The following is a 25,194-nucleotide window of genomic DNA, read 5'->3' as shown; positions in this document are numbered from 1 at the left end:
TGAGGCAGCTTGCTTGACCGAAGGGATGACGAACTTCAACGCAAGGAGAACTCTCGTGAACGGCAAGCGCATCAAGTGGGCAATCAGGACGGTCGGCGTCATCGCGGCGGCAGCGGCAACGCTCTGCGCACCGGCGCAGGCGAAGGAATGGAAGACGGTGACGGTGGCGCTCGAAGGCGGCTACGCGCCGTGGAACCTCACGCTGCCGGGCGGCAAGCTCGGCGGCTTCGAGCCCGAACTGCTCGCCAACGTATGCGAGCGCATCAAGGTGCAGTGCAACATGGTCGCGCAGGACTGGGACGGGATGATTCCGGGCCTGCAGGCCGGAAAGTTCGACATCCTGATGGATGCGATCTCGATTACGCCGGAACGCGAGAAGATCCTGCTGTTCTCGCGCCCGTATGCGGCGACGCCGGCGACGTTCGCCGTCACCGACACCAAGATCCTGCCGAAGGCCGCGCCCGGCGCACCGATCGTCAAGCTGTCGGGCGACGCGAATGCCGACAAGCCCACCGTCGAAGCGCTGCGCAAGCAGCTGAAGGGCAAGACGATCGGCATCCAGTCGGGCACCGTCTATACCAAGTTCATCAACGACAGCTTCAAGGACATCGCGTCGATCCGCGTGTACAAGACTTCGCCCGAGCGCGATCTCGACCTCGTCGCCGGGCGCATCGACGCATCGTTCGACGACGTCACGTACTACGCGGCGAACAACACGAAGAAGGACAACGCGTCGATCGTGCTCGCGGGACCGAAGCTCGGCGGGCCGATCTGGGGGCCGGGCGAAGGGCTCGCGTTCCGCAAGCAGGATGCCGACCTGAAGACGAAGTTCGATACGGCGATCGGCGCCGCGCTCGCGGACGGCACCGTGAAGAAACTCGCCGACAAGTGGTTCAAGACCGACGTCACGCCGTAAGCGCCTGTCCGGCCGCGCGTCGCGCGGGCAATCCACGCGACGCGCGGCGGCGCACATCCTGCCGATCCAATCAACGCTTGCCGGGAGGCACGTATGGCGATCCTTGAAATGCTGGGCTTCGGAACCGAAGGCTGGGGCGGCGTGCTGCTGCTCGCCGCGCTGATGACGGTCGCGCTGACGCTCGCCGCGCTCGCGGTCGGCGCGGTGATCGGCGCGGCGATCGCGGGGGCCAAACTGTCGCGCCACCGCAGCGCCCGCTTGCTCGGGGAGCTCTACACGACGGTGTTTCGCGGCGTGCCCGAACTGCTCGTCATCTACCTGTTCTACTTCGGCGGCTCGACGCTCGTCACGGCCGTCGGCCAGTGGTTTGGCGCCGAAGGCTTCATCGGCGTGCCGCCGTTCGTGATCGGCGCGCTCGCGGTGGGGATGATCTCCGGCGCGTACCAGGCCGAGGTGTATCGCGCGGCCGTGCTCGCGGTGTCGAAGGGCGAGCTCGAAGCGGCGCGCGCGATCGGCATGCCGCGCAGCATGGTCCTGCGCCGCATCCTGGTTCCGCAGGTGCTGCGCTTCGCGTTGCCCGGCATCGGCAATGTGTGGCAGCTGAGCCTCAAGGATTCGGCGCTGATCTCGGTCACCGGGCTCGCCGAGCTGTTGCGCACGAGCCAGATCGCGGCGAACTCGACCCATCAGTATTTCGTGTTCTTCGTCGCGGGCGGCGCGCTCTATCTGGTGATGACGGGCCTGTCGAACCGCGTGTTCAACCGTGCGGAAGCGATCGTCGGCCGGTCGTTCCGCCGCAACTTCGCGCGCAACTGACGGAGAGCCCGCATGTCCATCGATTTCGCTTTTCTCCTCGATACGCTGCGCCAGCTGCTCGCGGCGGTGCCGACCACGCTCGGCCTGTTCTTCGCGTCGCTCGTGCTCGGCGGGCTGCTGTCGCTCGTGATCGTCACGATGCGCGTGTCGCCGCGCTGGCTGCCGAACCGCTTTGCTCGCGCATACATCCTCGTGTTTCGCGGCTCGCCGCTGCTGATCCAGATGTTTCTCGTGTACTACGGGCTCGGCCAGTTCGGCGTGATCCGCGAGAGCTTCATGTGGCCGCTGCTGCGCGAACCGTATGCGTGCGCGGTGCTGTCGCTCGCGCTGTGCACCGCCGGCTATACGGCCGAGATCCTGCGCGGCGGGCTGATGGCCGTGCCGGTCGGGCAGATCGAGGCCGGTTATTCGATCGGCCTGTCGGGCTTCGCGCTGCTGCGCCGCGTGATCGGCCCGATCGCGCTGCGCCAGTGCCTGCCCGCGTATTCGACCGAAGCCGTACTGCTGGTCAAGTCGACCGCGCTCGCCAGCCTCGTGACCGTGTGGGAAGTGACGGGCGTCGCGCAGCAGATCATCCAGCAGACCTACCGGACGACCGAGGTGTTCGTGTGCGCGGCCCTCATCTACCTGGGCCTGAACTTCATCGTCGTGCGCCTGCTCGGCGCGCTCGAATGGCGGCTGTCGGGCCACCTGCGCGCGCCGAAGCCGTCCGGCCCGCCGGCTACCGACGCGCGCAACGCCCGGCGCGTCGCATCCTGACCGCCTCCATCCTTCCAGGAGAATCCGATGAACACCGCTGCTCCCGTTGCCCTGTCGGTCAGGAACATCCACAAGTCGTTCGGCGATCACCACGTGCTGAAGGGCATTTCGCTCGACGCGCACGAGGGCGACGTCATCTCGATCCTCGGTGCGAGCGGATCGGGCAAGAGCACCTTCCTGCGCTGCCTGAACCTGCTCGAGACGCCCGACGACGGCTCCGTCGCGCTCGCCGGCGAGGAACTGAAGATGAAGCGCGCACGCGACGGCAAGCTGCATCCGGGCGACCGGCGCCAGGTCGACCGGATCCGCTCGCAGCTCGGGATGGTGTTCCAGAACTTCAACCTGTGGTCGCACATGACCGTGCTCGACAATCTCGTCGAAGGGCCGCTGCGCGTGCAGAAGCGCAGCCGCGCGGAAGCGGTCGAGGAAGCCGAGGCGCTGCTCGCGCGCGTCGGCCTCGCGGACAAGCGCGGCTACTATCCGGCGCACCTGTCGGGCGGCCAGCAGCAGCGGGTCGCGATCGCCCGTGCGCTCGCGATGCATCCGAAGGTGATGCTGTTCGACGAACCGACGTCGGCGCTCGATCCGGAACTGGTCGGCGAGGTGCTGCGCGTGATGCGCTCGCTCGCGGAGGAAGGGCGCACGATGCTGGTCGTCACGCATGAAATGGGCTTCGCGCGGCATGTGTCGAACCGCGTGATGTTCCTGCATCAGGGCGAGGTCGATGCGGACGGGACGCCCGGCGAGCTGTTCGGCGGTCAGTGCTCCGAACGCTTCCGGCAGTTCGTGTCGAGCCATCACGACCGCGCCGCGAACTGAGGCCGCCATGACCGTACTCCGTTCGGCACGGCCGCTCGACTGGCGGCAGATCGCGGCAGTGGCGGCCGGCGAGCCGCTCGCATTGACCGACGAGGCCCGCGGGCGGGTCGTCGCGGCGCGCGAGCTCGTCGACGAAATCGTCGCGCGCGGCATTCGCGCGTATGGCGTCAACACGGGCGTCGGCGCGTTGTGCGACGTCATCGTGTCGCCGGCGCAGCAGGGCACGCTGTCGCGCAACATCCTGATGAGCCACGCGGTCGGCGTCGGCGCGCCGCTCGGCGCGGCGGAAACGCGCGCGATCATCGCGGCCGCGATCAACAACTACGCACACGGGCATTCGGGCGTGCGCGCCGGCATCGTCGATCAACTGGTCGCGCTGCTCGACCACGATTGCCTGCCGGAAGTGCCGGCGCACGGCTCGGTCGGCTACCTGACCCACATGGCACACGTCGGGCTCGTCTGCATCGGGCACGGCCATGCGCGTCATCGCGGCGAACGCGTGCGCGGCGACGACGCGCTGCGCCGTATCGGCCGCGAACCGCTGGCGCTCGGCGCGAAGGAAGGGTTGAGTCTCGTCAACGGCACACCGTGCGTCACGGGGCTCGCCGCGCTCGCGCTCGCCCGCGCGGAACGGCTGCTCGACTGGGCCGACTGGGTGTCGGCGATGAGCTTCGAGAATCTCGGCGGCCAGCTTGCCGCGTTCGATCCGGCGTCGCTCGCGCTGCGGATCTCGCCCGGCATCGGGCAGGTCGGCGCGCGCCTGCGGGCGATGCTCGCCGACAGCGCGATGCTGGCCGCGGCGAACGGCCGGCATACGCAGGATCCGCTGAGCCTGCGCACGATTCCGCACGTGCACGGCGCGGCGCGCGACGTGCTGGCGGTCACGGCGGAAGTCGTCGATCGCGAGCTCGCGTCCGTCACCGACAATCCGATCGTCGCCGGCACGCGCGACGCGCCGGTCGTGCATTCGCAGGCGCATGCGGTCGGCGCGGGTATCGCGCTCGCGATGGACAGCCTGGCGGCCGCGATGGCGCAGGTCGCGGCGATCGCCGAACGGCGGCTCGACCGCCTCGTCAATCCGCTCGTGAGCGGGCTGCCGGCGTTTCTCGCGGCACCGGGCGGCACCTGTTCGGGGTTCATGATCGCGCAGTACACGGCGGTCGCACTCGTCGCGCAGAACCAGCGGCTGGCGGCGCCGGCGAGCCTCGATGGCGGCATCACGTCGGGCTTGCAGGAAGATCACCTCTGCCATGCGACACCGGCCGCGCTGAAGGCGCTCGACATCATCGAGAATGCGACGCGCGTGCTCGCGATCGAGTTGCTGGCTGCCGCGCAGGCGTACGATTTGCAGGAGAACGGCGCGTCGCGGGCCGCGTCGACCGACGCGCTGTGGCTGCACGTGCGCGAACGCGTACCGGCCTACCACGACGACCGGCCGCTCGCGGACGACATCGCGATCGCGGCTGGCATCGTCGCGGGCCCGCCGCCGTCGGTGCTGTGACGATGAGCGACGTGATGGCCAGGGTCATCCAACCTTCATTCGGTCGAGGGCGCATGAACGAAGCGGAACAATACACTCCCGCCCGGCCGGCGGGCGCACCGGGCGACGACGTACCGGCGCGCGCGCTGCCGGCGTACCAGCAGATCAAGCGCTACGTGGTCGAGCGGATCGCGAACGGCGACTGGAAGCCCGGCGGCGCGATTCCGACCGAGGCCGAACTGGTCAAGGAGTTCGGCGTGGCGCGGATGACGGTGTCGCGCGCGCTGCGCGAGCTGACCGCCGAGCGCGTGCTGACCCGCGTCCAGGGCGCAGGCACCTTCGTCGAGCGCCGCCATTACGAATCGACGGTGCTCGAGATCCGCAACATCGCGGACGAGATCGCCGAACGCGGCCATCGGCACAGCGCACGCGTGCTGATGATCGAAAGCAGCGACGATCCGGAAGCGATCGAAGCGCTCGGGCTTCGCTCGGGGCCGGTGTTTCATTCGCGCATCGTGCATTACGAGGAAGGCGAGCCGATCCAGTTCGAGGATCGCTACGTCAATCCGGCGCTGTTCCCCGCGTACCTAGAGCAGGATTTCACGATCGAGACGCCGAACCATTACATGGTGCGGCTTGCGCCGATCCAGCGCGCGGAATTCCGCATCTACGCGCAGAAGCCCGATGCGCAGGTGCGCCGGCACCTGGTGATGGAGATCGGCGAGCCGTGCCTGCTGCTGCGGCGGCGCACGTGGGTCGGCGAGGAGGTCGCGACGTCGGTGCAGTTGTGGCATCCGGCGTCGCGGTTTCATCTGGCGGGGAAGGTGTAGGGAAACCGGGGGATTCGCGCGGACCGGCGAACGAATGCGGCGTGTCGCATCCGACGATCGGCTGTGCCCGTTCCCGGATGGTTGCCGTCCGTTGCGCGCACCGCGCCCACTAGTGAAATACCGCCCGAGAGAGCCTTCCATGACGGACATATCCATCAGGCCTGCGAATATAAACGACGCGCAGGCGATCGCCGATTTTCACGTCAAGGTCTGGCGGCATACCTATCGCGATCTCGCACCGGCGCAAGCGCATGCCGTCCTCGACGAGCACTATCGCGGCGAAAAATGGCGGGAAAAGCTGTCCTCGAACGACGCGAGCCAGCTGGTGCTCATTGCGGAGATCGACCACACGATCGTCGGAATCGGCGCGGCCGGCGCGCCGTCGGAGCCGATCTTCGACGGCCGTGGCGAGATCAAATTCCTGTATGTCGATCCCGAGTTCAAGCGTCGCGGCATCGGCCGCACATTGCTTGCGCAACTCGCGACGCATTTGAAAAAGATGCGGTATCGGGGCGCAGCGTTGAGTGTCGTCAAGGGAAACGAGCCTGCGATCGCCTTCTACGCGTCGCTGAACGGCCGGCTGGCAGGTGAGTACGTCGATCCGGGGCCGATCTGGCGGTCGCACAACATCGTCATGGTGTGGGACGACCTGACGAGTCTCGTGTCCTGAGCCAGACCCGTCCGCGGCGACGGGCATCACGCCAGGCAGGCGCGCAGCCACGACGTGAACGCGGTCACGAGCGGCGTGTCGGCCAGCTCGTGACGCGTGACGAGATAGTACGCATGACGTGAGGGTCCCGTTGCGCTGAACGGCCGCACGAGCGTGCCGTCGATCAGGTCGTCGCGCACGGACAGGCTGTCGCCGAGCGCGACGCCTTGCCCGTGCACCGCGGCTTCGACGCCGATGTGCGCGTTGCCGATTTCGAGAATGCGGATGCCCGGCAGCTTGTCGGCGTTCGCTTCCGCCAGCCAGCGCATCCACGAACCCGCATGCTCGCAGAACAGCGTGCGTCCCGCGAGATCCTGCACCTTGCGGATCGCTTCGGGCCCGTTCATCAACGCCGGGCTCACGACCGGGAACAACGCCGGATGCGCGAGCAGCTCGACGCGCCGGTTGCGCCAGTTGCCTTCCCCGTAGCGAATGCATACGTCGACGTCCTGAGAATAGATCTCGCGCTCGTCGTTCGACGGAATCACTTTCAGGTGGATACCCGGATAGCGCTCGAGAAAATCGCCGATGTGCCGGGCGAGCCAGCGCGACGTCAGCGACAGCGGCGTCGACACGACGAGATCGCCGGCGGCGGTCGGCGAATCGAGGCTGACGGTCGCATTCGCGATCATGTCGAACGCGGCGCCGACCGGTTTCAGCAGCGCCTCGCCTTCGGGCGTGAGCTTCACGCGGGCCTTTGATCGGACGAAAAGCGCGACGCCGAGCGTGCTTTCGAGAATGCGGATCTGGTGGCTGACCGCGCTCGCGGTCACGTGCAGTTCGTCGGCGGCGGCCGACACGCTGCCGCGCCGGGCGGCGGCCTCGAACGCGCGAAGCGGGTTCAGCGGGGGCAGGCGGTTGCGCATCGGCGGGTTCGTCGAAGACGGCGGTGCTGAGAAAAATTTCATTTAAGCGGATTCAATTTCTCGCTACAACAAAAAAAATTGAATGCCTACAGTGGGGGCAATCCAACCGAGTCGAGGTCGACCGCAATGAGCCTTACCGAACCGATCGAGCGCCTGTGGGGCGGCCGCTTCCAGTCGAAACCGTCCGACGCGCTGCAGAACCTGTCACGTTCCGATCCGAGTTTCTTCCGCCTCGTGCCGTACGACCTGGCGGGCTCCCGCGCGCATGCGCGCGAGTTGAACCGGGCCGGCATCGTGAACGACGACGAACTTGCGCAGCTGCTGGCCGCGATGGACGGCATCGCGCGCGACTACGCGGCCGGCACGATCGCGCCGTCGCTCGCCGACGAGGACGTGCACACCTTCCTCGAGCGCGTGCTGACGCAGCGGCTGCCGTCGCTCGGCGGCAAGCTGCGCGCCGGGCGCTCGCGCAACGACCAGGCGGCGAACGACCTGCGCCTGTACCTGCGCGACAAGGCGCGCCAGCTCGTGCGCGGCGTGCTCGACCTGCAGGATGCGCTGGTCGGCCAGGCGAGCCGGCACGTCGACACGGTGACCGCCGGCTTCACCCATCTGCAGCCGGCGCAGCCGATCGTGTTCGGCCATCAGTTGCTCGCGCACGCGCAGTCGCTGTATCGCGACGCCGATCGTCTGGTCGACTGGGACCGCCGCACCGCGCGTTCGCCGCTCGGCGCGGCCGCGCTCGCGGGCTCGGCGATCTGCGTGCGGCCCGAGCTGTCCGCGCAGGAGCTCGGTTACGACGCGCCGTGCGAGAACTCGATCGATGCCGTGGCCGCACGCGATCACGTCGCCGAATTTTCGTTCGTCACGAGCATGCTGGCGGTGAACCTGTCCCGCCTGTCGGAAGAAGTGATCCTGTGGACGTCGCGGCAATTCCGCTGGGTGGAACTCGACGACGGCTATGCGACGGGCAGCTCGATCATGCCGCAGAAGAAGAACCCGGACATCGCCGAACTGACGCGTGGCAAGGCGGGGCGCCTGATCGGCAACCTGACGGGCCTGCTCGCGACGCTGAAGTCGTTGCCGCTCGCGTACAACCGCGATCTGGCGGAAGACAAGATCGCCGCGTTCGATGCGATCGACACGCTCGAACTGGTGCTGCCCGCGATGGCGGGGATGATTCGCACGATGCGCGTGAACGTCGACGAGATGCGTCGCCAGGCGCCGCTCGGTTTCACGCTCGCGACCGAGGTCGCCGACTGGCTCGCGCTGACGGGCGTACCGTTCAGCGAGGCGCACGAGATCACCGGCACGCTCGTGCGCGCGTGCGAGCGCGACGGCATCGAGCTCGCGGATGCGAGCGCGGCACAGCTGCAGGCCGTCGACGTGCGCCTCGCGCCGGCGGTGCGCGCGCATCTGACGCTTGACGCGGCCGTCGCGGCCCGCGGCGGGGCGGGCGGCACATCGCCCGCGCGCGTGCGCGAGCAGATCGGCCGCCTGAGCGACGCGATCGAACGCCAGGCTGCATGGGCGGCCGACTACCGGGGGCCGTCATGCTGAGTGCATCCGATTCGCGCCGTCTCGACGGCGCACCGGAGCCGGCCGGCTCCGGTGCGGACGATACCGCCGGCCTCGTGCGCGTGCGCCGGCGCTACTGGGGCCGCTATGTCGCGTCGATCGCGATCATTGCCGCGCTTGCCTATGTGGCCGCCGCGTTCGCGCGCGGACAGATCGAGTGGCGCGTCGTCGGCCAGTTCCTGACCGCGCGCTCGATCCTGACGGGGCTCGGCAACACGATCGTGATGACCGTCCTCGCGATGATGCTCGGCGTCGTGCTCGGCGTCGTCACCGCGGTGATGCGGCTGTCGTCGAACCCGGTGCTCGGGGCGATCGCGCAGGGCTACATCTGGCTGTTCCGCGGCACGCCGGTGATCCTGCAGCTGCTGCTGTGGTTCAACCTCGCGCTGGTGTTTCCGACGCTCGGCATCCCGGGCATCGCCGCATTCCGGACCGTCGACGTGATGACGCCGTTCCTCGCGGCGGTGCTCGGACTCGGCATCAACCAGGGCGCGTATACGTCGGAAGTCGTGCGCGCGGGGCTACTGTCGGTCGACACCGGCCAGTACGAGGCCGCGAAATCGATCGGCATGGCGCGCCTGCAGGCGCTGCGCCGGATCATCCTGCCGCAGGCGATGCGCGTGATCGTGCCGCCGATCGGCAACGAGCTGATCGGCATGGTCAAGCTGACGTCGCTCGCGAGCGTCGTGCAGTACGCCGAGATGCTGCACAACGCGCAGAACATCTACTACGCGAACGCTCGCGTGATCGAGTTGCTGATCGTCGCGGGCATCTGGTATCTCGCGGTCGTCACCGTGCTGTCGCTCGCGCAGGCGCGCGTCGAACGGCGCTTCGCACGCGGCGCGGGCCGCTCGTCCGGCCGCAAATGAACGACACGACCCTCAACCATCGGGAGAACGTCATGACCCATGCGGTCGTTCGCGCGGTCGACGTGCGCAAGTCGTACGGCGATTTCCAGGCGCTGCACGGCGTCACGCTCGACGTCGAGCCGGGCGAAGTGCTGTGCATCATCGGGCCGTCGGGCTCGGGCAAGAGCACGTTCCTGCGCTGCATCAACCAGCTCGAGACGATCAGCGCGGGCGCGCTGTGGGTCAACGGCGAACTGGCCGGCTACCGGCGCGCCGGCAGCCGGCTCCACGAATTGTCGGAGCGCCAGGTCGCGCGCCAGCGACTGGCGACGAGCATGGTGTTCCAGCGCTTCAACCTGTTTCCGCACAAGACCGCGCTCGAGAACGTGACCGAGGGCCCCGTGCAGGTGCTCAAGCGCCGCCGCGCGCAAGCGGAGGAGGAAGCGCGTGCGCTGCTCGCGCGCGTCGGGCTCGCGCACAAGTGCGATGCGTTTCCGGTCGAGCTGTCGGGCGGCCAGCAGCAGCGCGTCGCGATCGCGCGGGCGCTCGCGATGCATCCGCAGTTGATCCTGTTCGACGAACCGACATCGGCGCTCGACCCCGAACTGGTCGGTGAAGTGCTGGCCGTGATGCGCGACCTCGCGAAGAGCGGGATGACGATGATCGTCGTCACGCACGAGCTCGGGTTCGCGCGCGAAGTGGCCGACCGCGTCGTGTTCATGGACGCCGGCCGGATCGTCGAGAGCGGGCCGCCCGACCAGGTGCTGTCCGCGCCGACGCATGCGCGCACGCGCGAGTTCATCTCCGCCGTGATTGCGTGAACGGGCCGGGCGCCCCGTTGTGCAGCGCCCGAATGATCGAGCCGTCGACGAGCGCGGCGTAGTACCACATTACTCCATCATGACAAGGCGACATCCCATGAAAGCATCCGTCCTGACCCGCACGCTGGCCGCCGTCGCATTCGGCGCACTCGCGCTCCACGCATCGTTCGCCGCCGCGCAATCCGCGAGCGCGAAACGCACGCTGAACGTCGCGATCGTGCCGAACTATCCGCCGTTCGAATACAAGGACCCGGCGACCGACAAGCTGGCGGGCTTCGACGTCGATCTCGGCGAGGCGCTCGCCGCGAAGATGGGTGCGAAACTGAACTGGGTCGAAACGAGCTTCGACCAGATGATGAGCGCGGTCGCGACGCAACGCGTCGACATGATCCTGTCCGGCATGACCGACCTGCCGACTCGTCGCGACGCGGTGACGTTCGTCGACTACATCGAGACGGGCCCGCAGTTCTACACGCTGAAGGCGCGCGCCGGCGAATTCGCGCAAATGGGCGCGCTGTGCGGCAAGCGCGTCGGGTCGAGCCGGCGCACGTCGTTCCCGGACAACACGACCGCGTGGAGCGCGGAGAATTGCGTGAAGGCCGGCAAGCCGGCGATCGTCGTGGTCGGCACCGACGGCTCGGCGGACGCACGGATGCAGTTGCGCCAGAACCGCATCGACGCGGCCGTGCAGGGCGGCGAGACGCTGCCGTACCAGAACAGCCTCGAGCAGAACGCGTATGCGCCGGTCGGCAAGCCGTTCCTGTCGCAATACACGGGCATCGGTGTCGCGAAGAGCAACACCGCGCTCAGCAGTGCGCTGACGACGGCGCTCAACCAGACGATCGCGGACGGCTCGTACCAGAAGCTGCTTGCGAAGTGGGGGCTGCAGGAGCACGCGGTGGCGAAGGCGATGGTCAACGGCACCCACTGAGCGCGCGATGGCGGACCTGGCTCCCCGCTGGCCGGACGCGAAGCGCGCGTGCGTCGCGCTCGCGTTCGATCTCGACGGCCCGACCGGCGACGCAATGCTGAACGGGTCGATCTGGCGCAACCCCGCGTATTTCACGCTCGGCAGCTATGGGCCGTGGCGCGCGCTCGGCCGGTTGCTCGACATGCTCGCGTCGTTCGACCTTCCCGCGACGTTCTTCGTGCCCGCGTGGGTCGCGCGGACGTGGCCCGCGCAATGCGCGGCGATCGTCGAGCACGGCCACGAGATCGGCTATCACGGCTACCGGCACGAAGCGTTCTGGACGCTCGAGCCCGAGCGGCAGCGCGAGATCATGGCGCAGTCGGCCGACGTCTTCGCGCGCACGCTCGGCGTGCGGCCGGTCGGGTTCCGCACGCCGTCCGGCGACTGGAGCGACGCGACGGTGGCCGTGCTGCGCGAGGCGGGCGTGCGCTATTCAAGCTCGATGCGCGGCGACGACCGGCCCTACCTGCTGCACGGCGCGGACGGCGAGCCGCCGCTCGTCGAGATTCCCGGCCGCTGGGAGACCGACGACTACGCGTCGCTCGCGTATCACCGCAACCCCGACTATCCGGCCGGGCTCGACCGGATCGCCGGTTACGGCGCGACACTCGACAACTGGACACGCGAATTCGACGGCGCATACCGCGAAGGGCTGTGCCTGACGACGCTGCTGCATCCGAAGGTGTGCGGCAAGCCGGGGCGCATCGCGCTGCTGGAGGCGTGGCTTGGCCACATGCGCGCGCAGGATGGCGTATGGTTCGCGCGCTGCCGCGAAGTGGCCGACTGGTGGCTCGCGCAGGCCACGCGAGATGCGCAACCCGCGCAACGGAGCGGCAGGTGACGATACTTCCTTCATGGCCAGACGGCGCACGCTGTGCGGTCGCGATCACGGTCGACTTCAACGACATTCACGGCATCCAGACACGCGAGCCGCGCATCGTCGGCCGCGAGAAATCGCTGTCGGTGTGGCGGTACGGTGCGACACGCGGCGTCGATCGGTTGCTCGCGGCATTCGATGCGTTCGGCGTCCCGGCGAGCTGGTTCGTGCCCGGCATCGTCGCCGAAACCCACGCGGCCGCGGTCCGCGAGATCGCGGCGGCCGGCCACGAGCTGGGCGTGAACGGCTATCGTTGCGAGGATTTCGATGCGCTGCCGCTCGCCGCGCAGGTCGATGCGTGCCGCGCCGGACGAGCCGCGCTCGCGGATGCGACCGGTCGCGACGTGGAAGGCTTTCGTTCGTTCACCGGCAACTGGGCCGACGGTTTCGCGGATTGTCTCGTCGCGCAAGGCTTCACGTGGTCGTCATCGTGGCGCGGCGACGATCTGCCGTACGTGCATCCGCGCGGTGACGGCGGCGCGGGCGGCGCGCGGCTCGTCGAGCTGCCGCTGCACGACGAACTCGACGACGAGCCGTACTTCGCGTTCAACCTGTCTCCGCCCGTGCCGGCCGGCCAGCCGCGCATCGCGGCGTACCGCGACGTGCTCGACAACTGGCGGCGCGACGTCGACGGGTTCCGGCGCTTCGGGCTGTGCTGCGTGCTGCGCCTGCATCCCGAGATCATCGGCACGGCAGCGCGGATCGATTTGCTGCGTGCGTTGCTCGAGCACCTGAGCGGTGCGGGCGACGTGTGGTTCGCGACGGGGCGCGACATCGCGCGCTGGTGGCGTGCGCAAGCGCCCGTCAATGCGCCGGGACATCCGGTCGACGTGTTCGCGCGCTGCTTGGCTGAGGAATCCGCACGATGACGACGAATCCGGAAACGCGCGCAACGCGGCTCGCGGCGTTCGTTGCGCAGACGGCCGCCGACGCATTGCCGGACGACGTCGTCGCGAAGGCCAGGCGTCATGTGCTCGACACGCTCGGTGCCGCGCTGGCGGGCACGTTGGCCGTCGAGACGTGCAGTGCCCGTACGCTGGCCGGCGACGTTGCGCGTGGCGGCGCATCGCTATGGGGCACGCGCCGGCGCGCAGGTGCGCGCGACGCGGCGTTCGTCAACGGCATTGCCGCGCATGCGCTCGAACTCGACGATTCCGGCGGTTGCGATCATTCAGGGGCGGTCGTGCTGCCCGCCGTGCTTGCCGCGCTTTCGTGTGCGGACCGCCCCGTGACGGGACGCGAATGCGTGGCGGCGATCGTACTCGGCTACGAGGTCGGCCGGCGCGTGCTCGAGGCGGCCGGCGGCTACTCGGCCCACAACGGGGCGGGCTGGCACTCGACGCTCAGTTGCGGCGTGTTCGGCGCGGCGGCCGCAAGCGCGCGCGTGCTCGGGCTCGATGCCGCGCGCACGCGCGACGCGCTGGGTCATGCGGCGAGTTTCGCGGGCGGCCTGTGGGGCTTCATCCACGACGGATCGCAAACGAAGCGGCTGCACGCCGGGCGCGCGGCGGAGGGCGGCGTGCTCGCGGCGCTGCTTGCACGCGCAGGCGTGAGCGGCCCCGCCTGGGTGTTCGACGACGTGTGGGGCGGCTTCTTCAACACGTTCGCCGCGCAGTCGCTAGCGCCCGAGGCATTGACCGACGGCCTCGGCGCGCAGTGGAAGCTGATGCGCTGCTCGATCAAGCCGCACGCTTCGTGCCGCAGCGCACATGCGGCTGTCGATGCGGCGCTGCAGCTCGCGGACGGTCGCACGTTCGAGGCCGGCGAGATCGAGCGGGTGGTCGTGCGCGCGAGCGCATTCGTGGCCCGCATGTGCGGCGGTCGCGATCTATCGACGCTGTCGTCCGCGCAGATGAGCCTGCCGTATGCGGTTGCGGCGGCGCTCGCGTTCGGCGACACGGGGATCGGCGTCTATCGCGCGGACCGGCGCACCGATCCGCGCGTCACCGCGCTGCTGGCGCGGATCACGGTCGACGTCGATCCGGCGCTCGGCGATCTCGACGAGCCGACGGTAATCCTGCATCGCCCGGATGGGGGGCGGGAATCGCGGCACGTGCCGATCGCGCTCGGCGATCCGCGCAATCCGTTGTCGGACACGGCGCTGTCGGCGAAATATCGTGCGCTGGCGGGCATGGCGCTCGACAGCGCGCATGTCGATGCGTTGAGCGACATGTGCCTGTCGCTGGACCGGCAAGCAGATGCGCGCGTGCTGAACGACCTGCTCGCAGGCGATGCCGAACGTCGTGGAAGCGATGCTCCGCAGGTCGACGTCGCATCAAGCCGGTAAGAGAGTATCCATCCGGGCGCTGGAGTGACCGCGTCCTTCCGGAAACCGTAAGAGCGGGAAAAGGCAGATATTCACGGGCCGGCAGCGTCGAAATAGCAGCGTGGTCGCATCCGGCACGTCCTCGATCGCCAGATCAATGCCTGCGAAGGCACGCATTGCAATACTGTCGTACAGCGCGTCTTCCAGCCCTTCGTCCGACAATCCGTACCACTGTTTTGCAGGAAGTAGATCCGCAGCATCCGTTCCAAGCCGATCGGCGGTCGGCCTCGCTCATCCTTCGTGTAGTACGGCTCGATGGCCGACAGCAAACGCTGCCATGGGACGACGTTCTCCATCTCTGCCAGGAAGCGCTGCCGCTTCGTCACACGCTTCTTCCCCGCACTTTCCGCTTCTGAAAAGCCCATCTGCCGCTTCATGGTCGTGGGTCCGTTCCGTGAGCTTCCTTTTACAACGTCCTCGGAACCATCATCGATGACCGCCGAGCCTGATAAATCAGTTTTAGTTAGCGGCTCCTAAGCCTTTTGAAATCACACATTCCGCGGAAAACGAGATCCTTGCTCCAGGAGGACAGTGCATCCGGGCTCGGGCCCCGCCGGTAAAAATCGCGACAGATGGCGAATGGAACGCAATCTATCCATCCGTCACCATTGAGGAAGATCGGAGCGTTCACGCGCCGCTTATAACGAATATTCCAATTGCACCGGAAAATAAAACGGAGAATCTAAAACTTATATAGCATTCCAATATCGGCGCAAGATTACTTCTTAACATTCGCTTGTGCGTGTCCTATGCTGACTGAGATCGAATGGAACATGCCGTTCGTTCGATCATTTTATTCCTTGACCGATATCGCATACTGCCGGCCTGCGCGCCGCGCGGTTCGTCGTCGATGCGATTCTTGAGCCATTCAGGAAGGAGCCGAACATGAACCGAAAAACCCGGGCCGTGCTGTGGTGGCTGTGCCTTTTCATCGCGCCGCTCGTGCTGGCGACGATCGAACTGTTTCATCCTGCCGGATTCACGCATGACCCCGGCATGTTCGATTACCTGTCGAAGCCCGAATACGATCACAACCACGACGCGCTGGCGTATTTCGGCCCCGCCTGGTGGTTTGCGCTGCACATGATCCAGACGCCGTGCGTCGTGCTCGTCTGCATCGGGCTGTGGCTGCTCGTCGGCGACGATCCGGGTCCGGTCGCATGGCTCGCGCGCCTGTCGACCTTCGTTTTCCTGGTGGCCTACACGGTGCTCGACGCGGTCGGCGGCATCGGGCTCGGGCGCTTGCTGCAGATCGCAGCGCAGATGACGCCCGACCAGCACACGGCCATCGCGACGCTGCTGAACAACTTCTGGGTCGACCGCTGGACGGGCGGTGTCGGGTCGTTCATCAGCCTGACCGGATCCTGGGCAGCGTTTTTCGCGACGGCGTTCGTCGGGCTCGAACGCTGGCTGCGCCGGCGCACGCGGGCCGCCGTGGTGCTCGGCATCCTGCTCGCCGCAGCGGGATACCTGCTGCAGATCAGCCATGCCGCGATGACGGGCCCCGCCGCGTTCGCGTTGCTGACGATCACCGCGCTCGCGATGCATTTCCTCGAAAGGCGCGAAAACGCGAAAGCGCCGCAAGCAGCCGCCGCCCCGCTCGCCGCGCCGCCGGACACGCGCCAGCCCGAGCTGGGAGCGTGAGCGCAGCCTGATGGAAATAGTCGAACCGGGTGCCCGGCAGCGGAGCGGCTCATGCGCCATTCTGCGGATCGGCGACCGTTCAAATACGGGACACGACCAGACTTGCATCGGACCGGAACAGTTTGTGTCGGCTTCGCACGAGGCCTTTACGCGTACCAATTCGACGCCTCGTGGCGCCCCGATGGTTTCCGAGCGCCTAGCCGAAACAACGCCGGCGCGCAAAGCCACGTGCCGAACGATCGGCAACGGCATTTTGAATGAATCGCCGGTTCATTCAATTTCGCAATTCAAGTTGCGCCCAAACCCGTTGAAATTAAAAACGATTAAAACAATTGATTCGGAATAAAAAACTCTGCAAATCGGGAAGTTTATTTTTCCGATTTTTGCGGATAAGGTCCGGTTCGGCGAAAGTGATTTGTCAGAAAGCGTGGCGACCAATAGTCGGTTGTCGCGGTCTCATGCGGCCGCCGCTTTTGCCGATCAGTGTGCGCGACGACACGTCGACAGGAATCGCTGTCCGGGATCTTGCGGCGCGCATATCCATTCCGACATCAATGCAGTGAGGGCTCATGAATCAGATCATCCGCAGATACGTTGCTTCCGTTATGCCACGCGCGTTGGCCGGCGCGGCACTGCTGGTCGCGGCGGCCGGTGCTCACGCGCACGGCCGCCTGACCGAACCGCCGTCGCGCATCGTGCTATGCACGCAAGGCCAGAACCCGAACTGCCCTGTCGACGCATGGCACGCGAACGCGATGGAGAACGGCAAGTTCTTCCCCGCGACGCAAAGCGGCCTGTCGGATCCGTTCGCGCCGAACGACGCGAAGAATGCCGCGCCACCGATGGACGGTGAAATCGCCGGCGCCAGCACGAATGGCCCGCTGCCCGTGCTGAACGAGCAGTCGCCGAGCCGCTGGCAGAAGATTCCGTTACGGCCGGGCGTGCTGCAGAATTTCAAATGGGAATTCAGCGCCGTGCACAAGACGCGTCGCTGGAACTACTTCATTACACGAGCCGACTGGAACCCGTCGCAAAAGCTGACGCGCGCGCAATTCGAGCCCACGCCGTTCTGCACGATCCAGAATCCCGGCCAGCCGTACTGGGATCCGAACGCGAACCTGGTGCCACTGCAGCCGACGGTCCACCAATGCCGGCTGCCGATGCGTGACGGTTACCACGTGATCCTCGCGGTCTGGGAAGTCGCGGATACGGCGATGGGCTTTTATCAGGTCGTCGACGCGATGTTCACCAACGGCGACACGATACGCAGCCCGTTCTGAACTCACTGCGACATCGCGCCCCCGGCGATGCCGGGGGCGTCATGGGCGCGGTCCGCCGCTGGCGGTATCCGGTACGAAGCGGTGAAGCACAGGAAGCGGGTGGGCCGGTTCGCCGATCGCATTCGGCAGTGCAGTGGCCGTCACGGCGCTGTGGCTCGTCACCGGGCCAGTTTTCCACTAGTAGGATGCATGGCAACGCGTCATCAATACCGGGACGACGATCATCACGTTCCTGATGGTGTCCTGCTGCAGCGCAACCAGAATCGCGACAGCGTCGCGATGCACCTGAAGCTCGACGAACTCGTCGCCGTCACGCACGCGGCGCGCGACCGGCTGATCGGGATCGAGGACGCATCGGGGAAAGAACTGCGCGCGATGGCCCGGACTTACCGCGACATGGCGACGCGGGTGGCCGCCGGGGAGGAAAAACAGGGTGCCGATCGCGATCGCAAGCTGGCCGATCATTTGCCTGAATCCTGACGGGCGGCAGCGATCTGCACGAGATCTGCGGCCGATTTTTCAAGCGCTTGTCATTTCTGTCCCGGCGTCGCAGCGTGAACAGGTGGCCCTGGCGATGAACGCGCGGCGGGATGCGCTGACGCCGTAGCTCGAAGGTCTGAAGGCGTTCGCACAGGGGCTCGCGCGCTTCAGCTTTTCGGTCGTTGCCGGCAGTTCGGTCTGTATTGCGTAGGCCGCCAATTCCAGGAGCCGACGCCGCACGCGCTGAGCCAGGCACGGAAATCGCTCCGATACGCAAACGAACGCTGCACCGACAAACGTCCGTCATTCAGATCGCCTGCATCGGTAAAAAATCTCCTGCACATGCGGGGAATCGCGCGCAGCGTGGAAAGAGCGCGGCTACGAAGCACAAGGCGCTTCACTCGGCGATTTCGCGATCTATTGTTAGGGGGCAACGCCATGCACGTATTCTCGAACCTGAGCCCATTGGTCTCGCTGATCGCTGGAATTCTTATTCTGGCGGTACCGCGCCTGCTGAATTACATCGTTGCGATCTACCTGATCATCATAGGATTGCTCGGGCTTTTCGGAGGACATTTCCACTGACGAGCACTCAGGCGTGTCGGAATCTACAGGTGTTCGACGCGTACCTCGGCTGAATCCTTGGGCACGGTCAATCGCGTGCGGCCAAGCAGTGCATCTGCGGGCGCGGTTCCGTCCGGGTTCAACGGCTTCACTTTGTTGAACGTGACGGAGAAGCAGTCCGGCGTGACGGTGGCTGACGCATAACCCTGCGCGTCGTGGTCGGCGTGGCACAGATCGGGGTTGTTCGCCATCAGGAAGCTGTCGAGTTTGGCAGGGGTGGCCGCCATCAACGCCAGCGGTGTACCGTTCCATGCGGCTTTCAGGTAGGAATAGAAGGACGCGCTGCTGATGCCGGCGCAGACGAAATCGACGATGACCGGCACCCCCGTCGCGGGATCGGGATCGTCCCGCACGACGCCGCACTGAAATGCATGCAGGTCCCCGGTGATCGCGACGACGTTATGGATCCCGTGCTCCCTCAAGTAAGCGAGCAGTTCGTGCTTGTGCGCGGGATAGCCGTCCCAGGCGTCGCAATCGGCCACCAGGCGGGCCGCCGGTGTCTTGGGTGCGCCCGGCATCAGCAACCACAGACGGTTCAACATCACCTCGTTGCCCCACACCTTCCAGGTTGCCGGCGAGCCCTTCATCGCGGCTTTCCACCATTGTGTCTGTTCCCGGCCGAGCATCGACGGCGGGCGACCAAGCTGCTCGGTATCGAGCGCCTCGTAACGTTGCAGCACGTCCTGCTTGACGAAGTAGCGCGAGCCGGCTGCGTCGTCCCCGTGCACCGGGTCGTGCCCGCGCGAGCGCGCGACAGCCGCCTCGCTGACGACATGGTCGTCGCGATACAACCGCTCGTCCGTCATCACCAGATGCATCAGCATGCCGAAACGAAAATCGCGGTAGATGCGAATGTTCGTGTACGACGGATTGTCCGGCTCGAAGCGCACATCGCCCCAATCTACCGGCATGTACTCCGCCCACGCGCGACTGGCGCTGCGGCGGCGCCGGGTTTCCTGCCGCTCCTCGTTGGTGTAGACCTGATGATCCTGCCAGCAGTCGTCGGAAAATTCGTGGTCGTCCCAGATCGCGATCATTGGCAGGCGCCGGTGCAGCGTCTGTAGGCGCGGATCGGTCCGATAGGTGCGATAGAGCGTCCGGTAGTCTTCGAGCGTTTCGGCATACGCGCGGCCGTCCGCGAGCAGCTTGCCGTCGGGCAAGCGCAGCGGAGGATGCGTCGGCTCGGCACGGCCGGGGGGAGAGGTCCCGACCGTTTCATAGATGTAGTCGCCCACGTGCACGACGAAATCGAGATCGCGTTCGTCGGCCAGCAGCGTCATCGCCTGCCAGTGGTTGACGCTCCAGTCCTGGCAGGTGAGCCACGCGAAGCGAACCTGTTCGTTGGCCTCGTTTGCCTCCGGCGCCGTGCGCGCGACACCCGTCATGCTGACGTCGTCGCCTGCGACGAACCTGTAGTGGTAGGTGGTCTTCGGCGAGAACGCCGTCACCTTTGCGCGCACGGTGAAGTCGTAGGTGGCCAGCGCCCTCAGCGGTACGCTGGCGACGAGCGTCGAGAAATCCGGCAGCGTCGATACATCGAGTCGTACCGGTACCGCGCGCGCGACGCCTTTTGCATCGTGCCGGACGCCCCTGGATACCGGCACGCATCGCGTCCAGAACACGATGGAGCGATCGCGCGGATCACCGCTTGCGACACCTTGCGGGAATCGATCGAGGTTCTTGCGCACGGCGCTGACCGGCAGGGCCGCCGGTGAAACGGCGTGGGTGGCGGTGGCAGCCGCAATGGTAAAAAAGGCCGACGACTTGAGGAAATGGCGACGATCCATTGATCCTCCCGATCGACATCCCGTGGATGCGGGAAGCACTGCAGCAGGCGTCCGCTCCTCTCGCTCGACAAGCTTGCCGCCGCCGCAAAGCGAGTCGATCCGGAACATTACTGCGAAGATCAATGCCTGAAAAGTCGTGAGAACCCCATTTCGAACTCACCCACGCTGGCGGCGGGCATCTTGTCTGCAATCCCTCAAAGTTCTTGCACCTGTAGCGGATGGTCCGGAAATCTGATTTCGCGGCATCTGTCCACTGCTCGCGCAAGCGCTCGGCAGGTCGGAACGTGATTGCGCATCGATATCGTCAGACGTGCCCATTTAAAGAGCATTCAGGAACACGAATTGCTTGATGCCCCGTGTAGCAAACTCGGGAGTGAGCAATGCACATCGGCCACACCGTCGGCAAGGCGGCCGCGTGGCTTTCCGTTGTCGTCACCCTGGCGCTTGCAGCGCTGGTTGTCTTCATGGTGACGTTCGACTGGAATCGCGCCCGGCCTTGGGTCGATGACAAGGTGTCGGACGCGATCGGGCGGCCGTTCGCCATCAACGGCGATCTGCGTATCGGGTGGCGTCGGCCCGCGAGCGAGCAGGGCTGGCGTGCATGGGTGCCATGGCCACGATTCAGCGCACACAATGTCACGATCGCCAACCCCGATTGGGCGCGCACGAAGTATTTCGTCACGCTGGACGCGATCAGCTTCGAAGTCGAGGCGCTGCCGCTGATGGCACGCCGCATCGTGATTCCGGCAATCGATCTGGTCAATCCGTCCGTCGACCTCGAACGCCTCAGGGACGGGCGAGTCAACTGGACGTTCAAGCTCAAGAAGCTCGCGCAGCCGGGCAGCTGGTCGCTCGACTTGCATGAGATCGCGTTTGCCCAAGGCAATCTCGGCTACTACGACGAGCAAAAGCAATTCGATCTGAGCGCCGTGATCGACACGCTTGGCCAGCCGATCCCGTTCGATGCGGTGGTGAAACAGCAGGAGGCGTTGGCGCACCGCGAATCGGCACGGGCCGTCGGGCCGGCAGGTCAAAAAAAGCTCGCGGCCCAGGCTCACTCCGGTTCGGCCCAGCCGGTGGTACCTGCGTCGGGTGCCGAGGCGGCGTCCCGCGCATCGGCAGCGGCCTCGCAAGCGTTGGCCGCTGCTTCGCATGCTGCAGCGCTGACATCCGGCACCGCAATAGCCCCGTCCGTATCCGGCCCACCGGGGGCGTCGAACCCACCCGCAACTGCCGCACCGGGCGCAACGGGCGCAACGGCCTCGGCGACGACGAGCGCATCGGCAGGCGCAGCGCCCGCGGCATCTGCGAGCGTTGGCACTTACATGATTGGCTGGACCGTCAAGGGGACCTACAAGAAGGGGAAAGTCGCCGGCACCGGCAAGATCGGCAATTTGCTGGAGGTGCAGGGCACGCAACGCCCATTTCCGGTTCAGGCCGATTTGCGCTTTGGCGATACGCACCTGGCGCTCGTTGGCACGCTGACTGATCCGTCTCGCCTGGCAGCAGTTGATCTCCGACTGTGGCTCGCGGGCACCAGCATGGCTCAGCTGTATGAAGTCACGGGCATCACGCTACCCGAAACCTCTCCTTATGCGACCGACGGCCGACTGGTCGGCCAATTCCGGGCGTCCGGCGACGTCTTCAAGTACGAGGACTTCACGGGACGCGTCGGCGGCAGCGATATCAACGGCACGTTGGTGTACGTTTCGCGCGAACCGAGGCCGCTCTTGTCCGGTACGCTGGTGTCCAAGCTGCTGCAGTTCTCCGACCTGGCACCGCTCATCGGCGCCGACACGAATGCCAGTAAGGCGCGGCGGGGCGCCGCCGTCGCGCAGCCCGCGAACAAGGCGGTGCCGGTCGAGGCATTCCGCACTGACCGCTGGAAGAAGATCGACGCGGACGTTCGATTTAGCGGGCGGCGCATCGTCAAGACCGCGAGCTTGCCGATCACCGACCTGTCGACCCACGTCGTCATGCATGACGGTGTGCTGACGCTCAACCCGCTGAACTTTGGTGTCGCGGGCGGTACGCTTGCTTCGAACATCCACCTGGACGGCAGCGGCATGCCGCTCAAAGGGCGGTTCTCGCTGCAGGCGCGACATCTGAAACTCAAGCAGCTGTTCCCGACATTCTCGGTGATGCAAACAGCGCTCGGCGAGCTCAACGGCGATGCCGCGTTATCGGCCACCGGCAATTCGCCGGCGGCACTCGCGGCGACTTCCAACGGGGAAGTGAAGACATTGGTTACCGATGGCACGGTGAGTCTCTTGCTGATGGAAGCCGCCGGGCTGAACGTTGCAAACGTGGTGTACGAGAAATTGTTCGGCACACGTGACGTAAAGATCAACTGCGGCGTGGCCGACTTCGTGGTCACCAATGGCGTGCTCGACTCGCGCGTATTCGCGCTCGACACCGATGATGCGGTGATCGGAATGGACGGCAACGTGAACCTGCGAGACGAGACCATGAATCTGACGATCCATCCTCATACCAAGGGATTCCGGGTGATATCGCTACGCTCGCCGCTGTATGTCACCGGATCCTTCAAGCAACCGCACGTCGGGGTGAAGGCCGGGGCACTGATCGCGCGTGGCGGTGCAGCGGTCGGGCTGGGCTTGCTGAATCCGCTCGCGAGTCTGCTCGCGTTGCTGCAGCCGGGCCGCAGTCGCCCGTTGCCGTGCCAGCAGATGCTGACCGACATGGAGCACCCCCCGACGGCACCACCGCCGGGAATCCGGCAGAAGACGAAGGCTGCACCGGCGTACATGAACGAGCTATCGGCTGCTTCTGCAGCTTCCGCAGCTTCCGCGCCGACTGGTGCCGAACCCGGGCATGCGGAGCGACCGAACGGGGCCTCCTCTCACAACCGGTAACGCTGCTTTGCCCGAGGGCGTGATCCGTGTCTTCATTCGACACCCTCGATTCCTGGTCAAATTCGAAGAAACGAGTACAGCGTCGCTGGGTCATCCAGAAAATCCGTTGTCACCGTGAGGAGTGGTCATGCCAGCCCGCTCCCGTCGCACCGATGTGGCGGCGGGTTTTCAGATCGCGCGGGGCATCGATGACGCTGGAGAACCGTTTTTTAAGCGGAGCGCTCAGCAAGGCGGGGTTGCCGAGCGACCTCAATCATCGAGCCGTCGTCTCTGCGTAGGTCAAACTAAGGATACCTACATGATTATCTTGGTAGCGAAAGAATTGTAGGGCTTGGGCTGCGCAGGCCGAGGGCGGCTTCGCTCAGTTATGAATCGGATGACATGGCTGAAAGATGACGAAGCAATCGAGCACTGTGATCGATTGCGAGCATCCGAATGCAGGTAGGCGACGAACTCGGAAAGACAGGGATAACCCGAGTTCGTATCGTGAAATAGCGACGATGACGACGGACCGCATCACAGCCGCTCGGCCTTTTGTTTACGAGGGTCAGCGGCCTGAGTTGCGAGGATTACCTCAATGACTCGCGGCCGCCTATAATCGCTTTCAACTTGTCCAAGAAATCGCGGTTACCAAGGTGAGGGGGTGTCCAAATGGGACAGTGCCGTCGCATCTATTCGCGCTTCATCCTCACCAGCTCGATCGCCGGTCTGGCAAGTCTGGCAGGCGCAGGCCTCGCGCACGCCGAGGACAGTCCTTCGAGCTTGCCGACCGGATTCAAGCCATCGGAAAGAACGATCAACGTCTATGCGGTGTATGGCGACGGACGCGCGACCAACGGCGGCGATATGCATTGGCGTGCCTACGAAGTCGGCTTCGGCGACGTCTTGAACGACTACTTCTCGGTCTACCTCGCGTATGTGAACGAGGGGCATCCCGTCGATCACCACCGTGATGGCTTCGCCGCTCTGGGTTCGTTTCGTTGGCCGGTCGGCGATCGCCTAGCGCTCGAATTGTCGGCGGGACCGTATTTCAGCATGGATACGACACATGTCGACAACCAGCCGCGTAACGAAAAGCGATGGGGCGTGCGTGCCTCGGCAGCGGTGCGGTATTACCTCGTTCCCAACCGCTTCTTCCTCAAGGTGCAGTACAACCACGTCCAGATGATCGACGGATTCAATTCCGACGCGGTGCTCTTCGGCATCGGCTCGGATTTTGGCGGCGATCCCGGCCCGGCGTTTTCGGACGGCAAGACGCAGGTTAGCGTTTGGGCGGGGACGTCGCAGACGAACCGCCCCCAGGTGCCGATCGAAAAGGGATATATGGTCGAAGTCAAGCGGCCGCTCGGCAACGCGTGGGCCTATTCGGCGAGCTTCGTCTACGAAGGCAATAACGGCGTCGCCGGTCGAAGAGGTGTGGCAGCGCAATTCTGGTACGTCGCGCCGATCAAGAGCAAATGGGCGCTTTCGGCAGGTGTAGGTCCGTATCTCTCGTATGATCGGGACGAGGTCTCGAGCAAAACGCGACTCAATGCGTTGCTCAGTGCGCAGGTGACCTATCAGGTCACGAACGATTGGGCGGCGAGCTTGCGTTTCAATCGTGTCGCAACCGGCCACGATAAGGACCAGGACATGTTCATGGTCGGCCTGGCACACAATTTCTAGTGTCTCATTCTCACGCGTAGGCCCATTCCGTTTAGAGCGTCGTGAAGCGGGCGTTGCGGCATGGGCTTTCAGACGGAATAGCGTGGTTAAGTCTTCGCGCAGAAGAAATGGGATTCGCGTGGCCGGCGCGTCAGTTCGTCGATGACCACGTGCTTCGTTATGGTGCACTCGAGTAGCCGCTGTACGCCCGTCAATCGGGCGCGGACGGAACGTTGATTTGCCA

22 protein-coding genes and 2 pseudogenes are annotated in these 25,194 nt (G+C 65.8%); 21 read left to right on the top strand and 3 right to left on the bottom strand.

The window, feature by feature from the left end; translation table 11 throughout:
• Positions 1-55 precede the first annotated feature (55 nt).
• From BFF94_RS27495 to BFF94_RS27465, 7 genes are all read left to right on the top strand, one after another.
• Positions 56-916 carry a transporter substrate-binding domain-containing protein gene (locus tag BFF94_RS27495; RefSeq protein WP_128842524.1) on the top strand — a complete coding sequence of 287 codons (861 nt, stop codon included), beginning with the start codon at positions 56-58 and terminating at the stop codon, positions 914-916.
• 93 nt (positions 917-1,009) lie between these two features.
• The gene (locus tag BFF94_RS27490; protein WP_128842523.1) at positions 1,010-1,732 is read left to right on the top strand and encodes an ABC transporter permease; all 723 of its coding nucleotides are present in this window, start codon (positions 1,010-1,012) and stop codon (positions 1,730-1,732) included.
• Positions 1,733-1,744: 12 nt separating this feature from the next.
• Positions 1,745-2,491 carry an ABC transporter permease gene (locus BFF94_RS27485; RefSeq protein ID WP_128842522.1) on the top strand — a complete coding sequence of 249 codons (747 nt, stop codon included), beginning with the start codon at positions 1,745-1,747 and terminating at the stop codon, positions 2,489-2,491.
• A gap of 27 nt (positions 2,492-2,518) precedes the next feature.
• Entirely contained in the window at positions 2,519-3,310 is a 792-nt protein-coding gene (locus BFF94_RS27480; RefSeq protein WP_039353363.1) for an ABC transporter ATP-binding protein, read from the top strand.
• A 7-nt stretch (positions 3,311-3,317) separates the two neighbouring features.
• On the top strand, positions 3,318-4,811 hold the full coding sequence (locus tag BFF94_RS27475; protein WP_219140085.1) for an HAL/PAL/TAL family ammonia-lyase: 1,494 nt from the start codon (positions 3,318-3,320) through the stop codon (positions 4,809-4,811).
• Positions 4,812-4,864: 53 nt separating this feature from the next.
• Positions 4,865-5,620 (top strand): histidine utilization transcriptional repressor HutC, encoded by a 756-nt coding sequence (gene hutC / locus BFF94_RS27470; protein ID WP_128842521.1) that lies wholly within the window; start codon positions 4,865-4,867, stop codon positions 5,618-5,620.
• A gap of 112 nt (positions 5,621-5,732) precedes the next feature.
• Positions 5,733-6,290 carry a GNAT family N-acetyltransferase gene (locus BFF94_RS27465; RefSeq protein WP_246637417.1) on the top strand — a complete coding sequence of 186 codons (558 nt, stop codon included), beginning with the start codon at positions 5,733-5,735 and terminating at the stop codon, positions 6,288-6,290.
• Positions 6,291-6,316: 26 nt separating this feature from the next.
• On the opposite strand, the gene gcvA is transcribed toward BFF94_RS27465, so the two are convergent.
• Positions 6,317-7,195 (bottom strand): transcriptional regulator GcvA, encoded by an 879-nt coding sequence (gene gcvA, locus BFF94_RS27460; RefSeq protein ID WP_128842520.1) that lies wholly within the window; start codon positions 7,193-7,195, stop codon positions 6,317-6,319.
• 126 nt (positions 7,196-7,321) lie between these two features.
• Between gcvA and argH the strand changes: the two genes are divergently transcribed.
• The 7 genes from argH to BFF94_RS27425 all read left to right on the top strand — a co-directional run bounded on the left by argH (position 7,322) and on the right by BFF94_RS27425 (position 14,576).
• On the top strand, positions 7,322-8,755 hold the full coding sequence (argH, locus tag BFF94_RS27455) for an argininosuccinate lyase (RefSeq protein ID WP_219140084.1): 1,434 nt from the start codon (positions 7,322-7,324) through the stop codon (positions 8,753-8,755).
• Positions 8,749-9,642 carry an amino acid ABC transporter permease gene (locus BFF94_RS27450; protein WP_219140083.1) on the top strand — a complete coding sequence of 298 codons (894 nt, stop codon included), beginning with the start codon at positions 8,749-8,751 and terminating at the stop codon, positions 9,640-9,642. Before argH ends, BFF94_RS27450 begins: the two co-directional genes overlap by 7 nt.
• Entirely contained in the window at positions 9,639-10,442 is an 804-nt protein-coding gene (locus BFF94_RS27445; RefSeq protein ID WP_128841444.1) for an amino acid ABC transporter ATP-binding protein, read from the top strand. Before BFF94_RS27450 ends, BFF94_RS27445 begins: the two co-directional genes overlap by 4 nt.
• Positions 10,443-10,539: 97 nt before the next feature.
• Positions 10,540-11,373 (top strand): ABC transporter substrate-binding protein, encoded by an 834-nt coding sequence (locus BFF94_RS27440; protein ID WP_128841445.1) that lies wholly within the window; start codon positions 10,540-10,542, stop codon positions 11,371-11,373.
• Between the two features lie 7 nt (positions 11,374-11,380).
• A complete protein-coding gene (locus tag BFF94_RS27435) occupies positions 11,381-12,253 on the top strand; it encodes a polysaccharide deacetylase family protein (protein WP_128841446.1) in 873 nt (290 codons plus the stop codon).
• The gene (locus BFF94_RS27430) at positions 12,250-13,158 is read left to right on the top strand and encodes a polysaccharide deacetylase family protein (RefSeq protein WP_246637416.1); all 909 of its coding nucleotides are present in this window, start codon (positions 12,250-12,252) and stop codon (positions 13,156-13,158) included. Before BFF94_RS27435 ends, BFF94_RS27430 begins: the two co-directional genes overlap by 4 nt.
• Positions 13,155-14,576 carry an MmgE/PrpD family protein gene (locus tag BFF94_RS27425; RefSeq protein ID WP_219140082.1) on the top strand — a complete coding sequence of 474 codons (1,422 nt, stop codon included), beginning with the start codon at positions 13,155-13,157 and terminating at the stop codon, positions 14,574-14,576. Before BFF94_RS27430 ends, BFF94_RS27425 begins: the two co-directional genes overlap by 4 nt.
• Positions 14,577-14,660: 84 nt before the next feature.
• Here BFF94_RS27425 and BFF94_RS27420 read toward each other — a convergent pair.
• A pseudogene (locus BFF94_RS27420) lies at positions 14,661-14,992 on the bottom strand (transposase); the annotation flags it as partial.
• 508 nt (positions 14,993-15,500) lie between these two features.
• Between BFF94_RS27420 and BFF94_RS27415 the strand changes: the two are divergent.
• The 5 genes and pseudogenes from BFF94_RS27415 to BFF94_RS27395 all read left to right on the top strand — a co-directional run bounded on the left by BFF94_RS27415 (position 15,501) and on the right by BFF94_RS27395 (position 18,604).
• Positions 15,501-16,259 carry a hypothetical protein gene (locus tag BFF94_RS27415; RefSeq protein WP_219140081.1) on the top strand — a complete coding sequence of 253 codons (759 nt, stop codon included), beginning with the start codon at positions 15,501-15,503 and terminating at the stop codon, positions 16,257-16,259.
• A 10-nt stretch (positions 16,260-16,269) separates the two neighbouring features.
• Positions 16,270-16,605 (top strand): hypothetical protein, encoded by a 336-nt coding sequence (locus BFF94_RS27410; protein ID WP_219140080.1) that lies wholly within the window; start codon positions 16,270-16,272, stop codon positions 16,603-16,605.
• A gap of 259 nt (positions 16,606-16,864) precedes the next feature.
• Positions 16,865-17,539 carry a lytic polysaccharide monooxygenase gene (locus BFF94_RS27405; RefSeq protein WP_128841449.1) on the top strand — a complete coding sequence of 225 codons (675 nt, stop codon included), beginning with the start codon at positions 16,865-16,867 and terminating at the stop codon, positions 17,537-17,539.
• Between the two features lie 100 nt (positions 17,540-17,639).
• Positions 17,640-18,019: pseudogene (locus BFF94_RS27400) on the top strand (low affinity iron permease family protein); the annotation flags it as partial.
• 438 nt (positions 18,020-18,457) lie between these two features.
• Entirely contained in the window at positions 18,458-18,604 is a 147-nt protein-coding gene (locus BFF94_RS27395; protein ID WP_128841450.1) for a DUF3096 domain-containing protein, read from the top strand.
• Positions 18,605-18,627: 23 nt separating this feature from the next.
• Here the strand turns inward: BFF94_RS27395 and BFF94_RS27390 are convergent, their stop codons facing one another.
• Entirely contained in the window at positions 18,628-20,430 is a 1,803-nt protein-coding gene (locus BFF94_RS27390) for an alkaline phosphatase D family protein (RefSeq protein WP_128841451.1), read from the bottom strand.
• Between the two features lie 380 nt (positions 20,431-20,810).
• On the opposite strand from BFF94_RS27390, the gene BFF94_RS27385 reads away from it, so the two are divergent.
• A complete protein-coding gene (locus tag BFF94_RS27385) occupies positions 20,811-23,306 on the top strand; it encodes an AsmA family protein (protein ID WP_128841452.1) in 2,496 nt (831 codons plus the stop codon).
• 651 nt (positions 23,307-23,957) lie between these two features.
• On the top strand, positions 23,958-24,971 hold the full coding sequence (locus BFF94_RS27380) for a hypothetical protein (protein WP_128841453.1): 1,014 nt from the start codon (positions 23,958-23,960) through the stop codon (positions 24,969-24,971).
• Positions 24,972-25,194: the final 223 nt, after the last annotated feature.

Origin of the sequence: Burkholderia catarinensis, assembly GCF_001883705.2 — a bacterium.
In the GTDB taxonomy this organism is placed as follows: Bacteria; Pseudomonadota; Gammaproteobacteria; order Burkholderiales; family Burkholderiaceae; genus Burkholderia; species Burkholderia catarinensis.
This window is presented reverse-complemented; position numbering and strand designations above follow the sequence as displayed.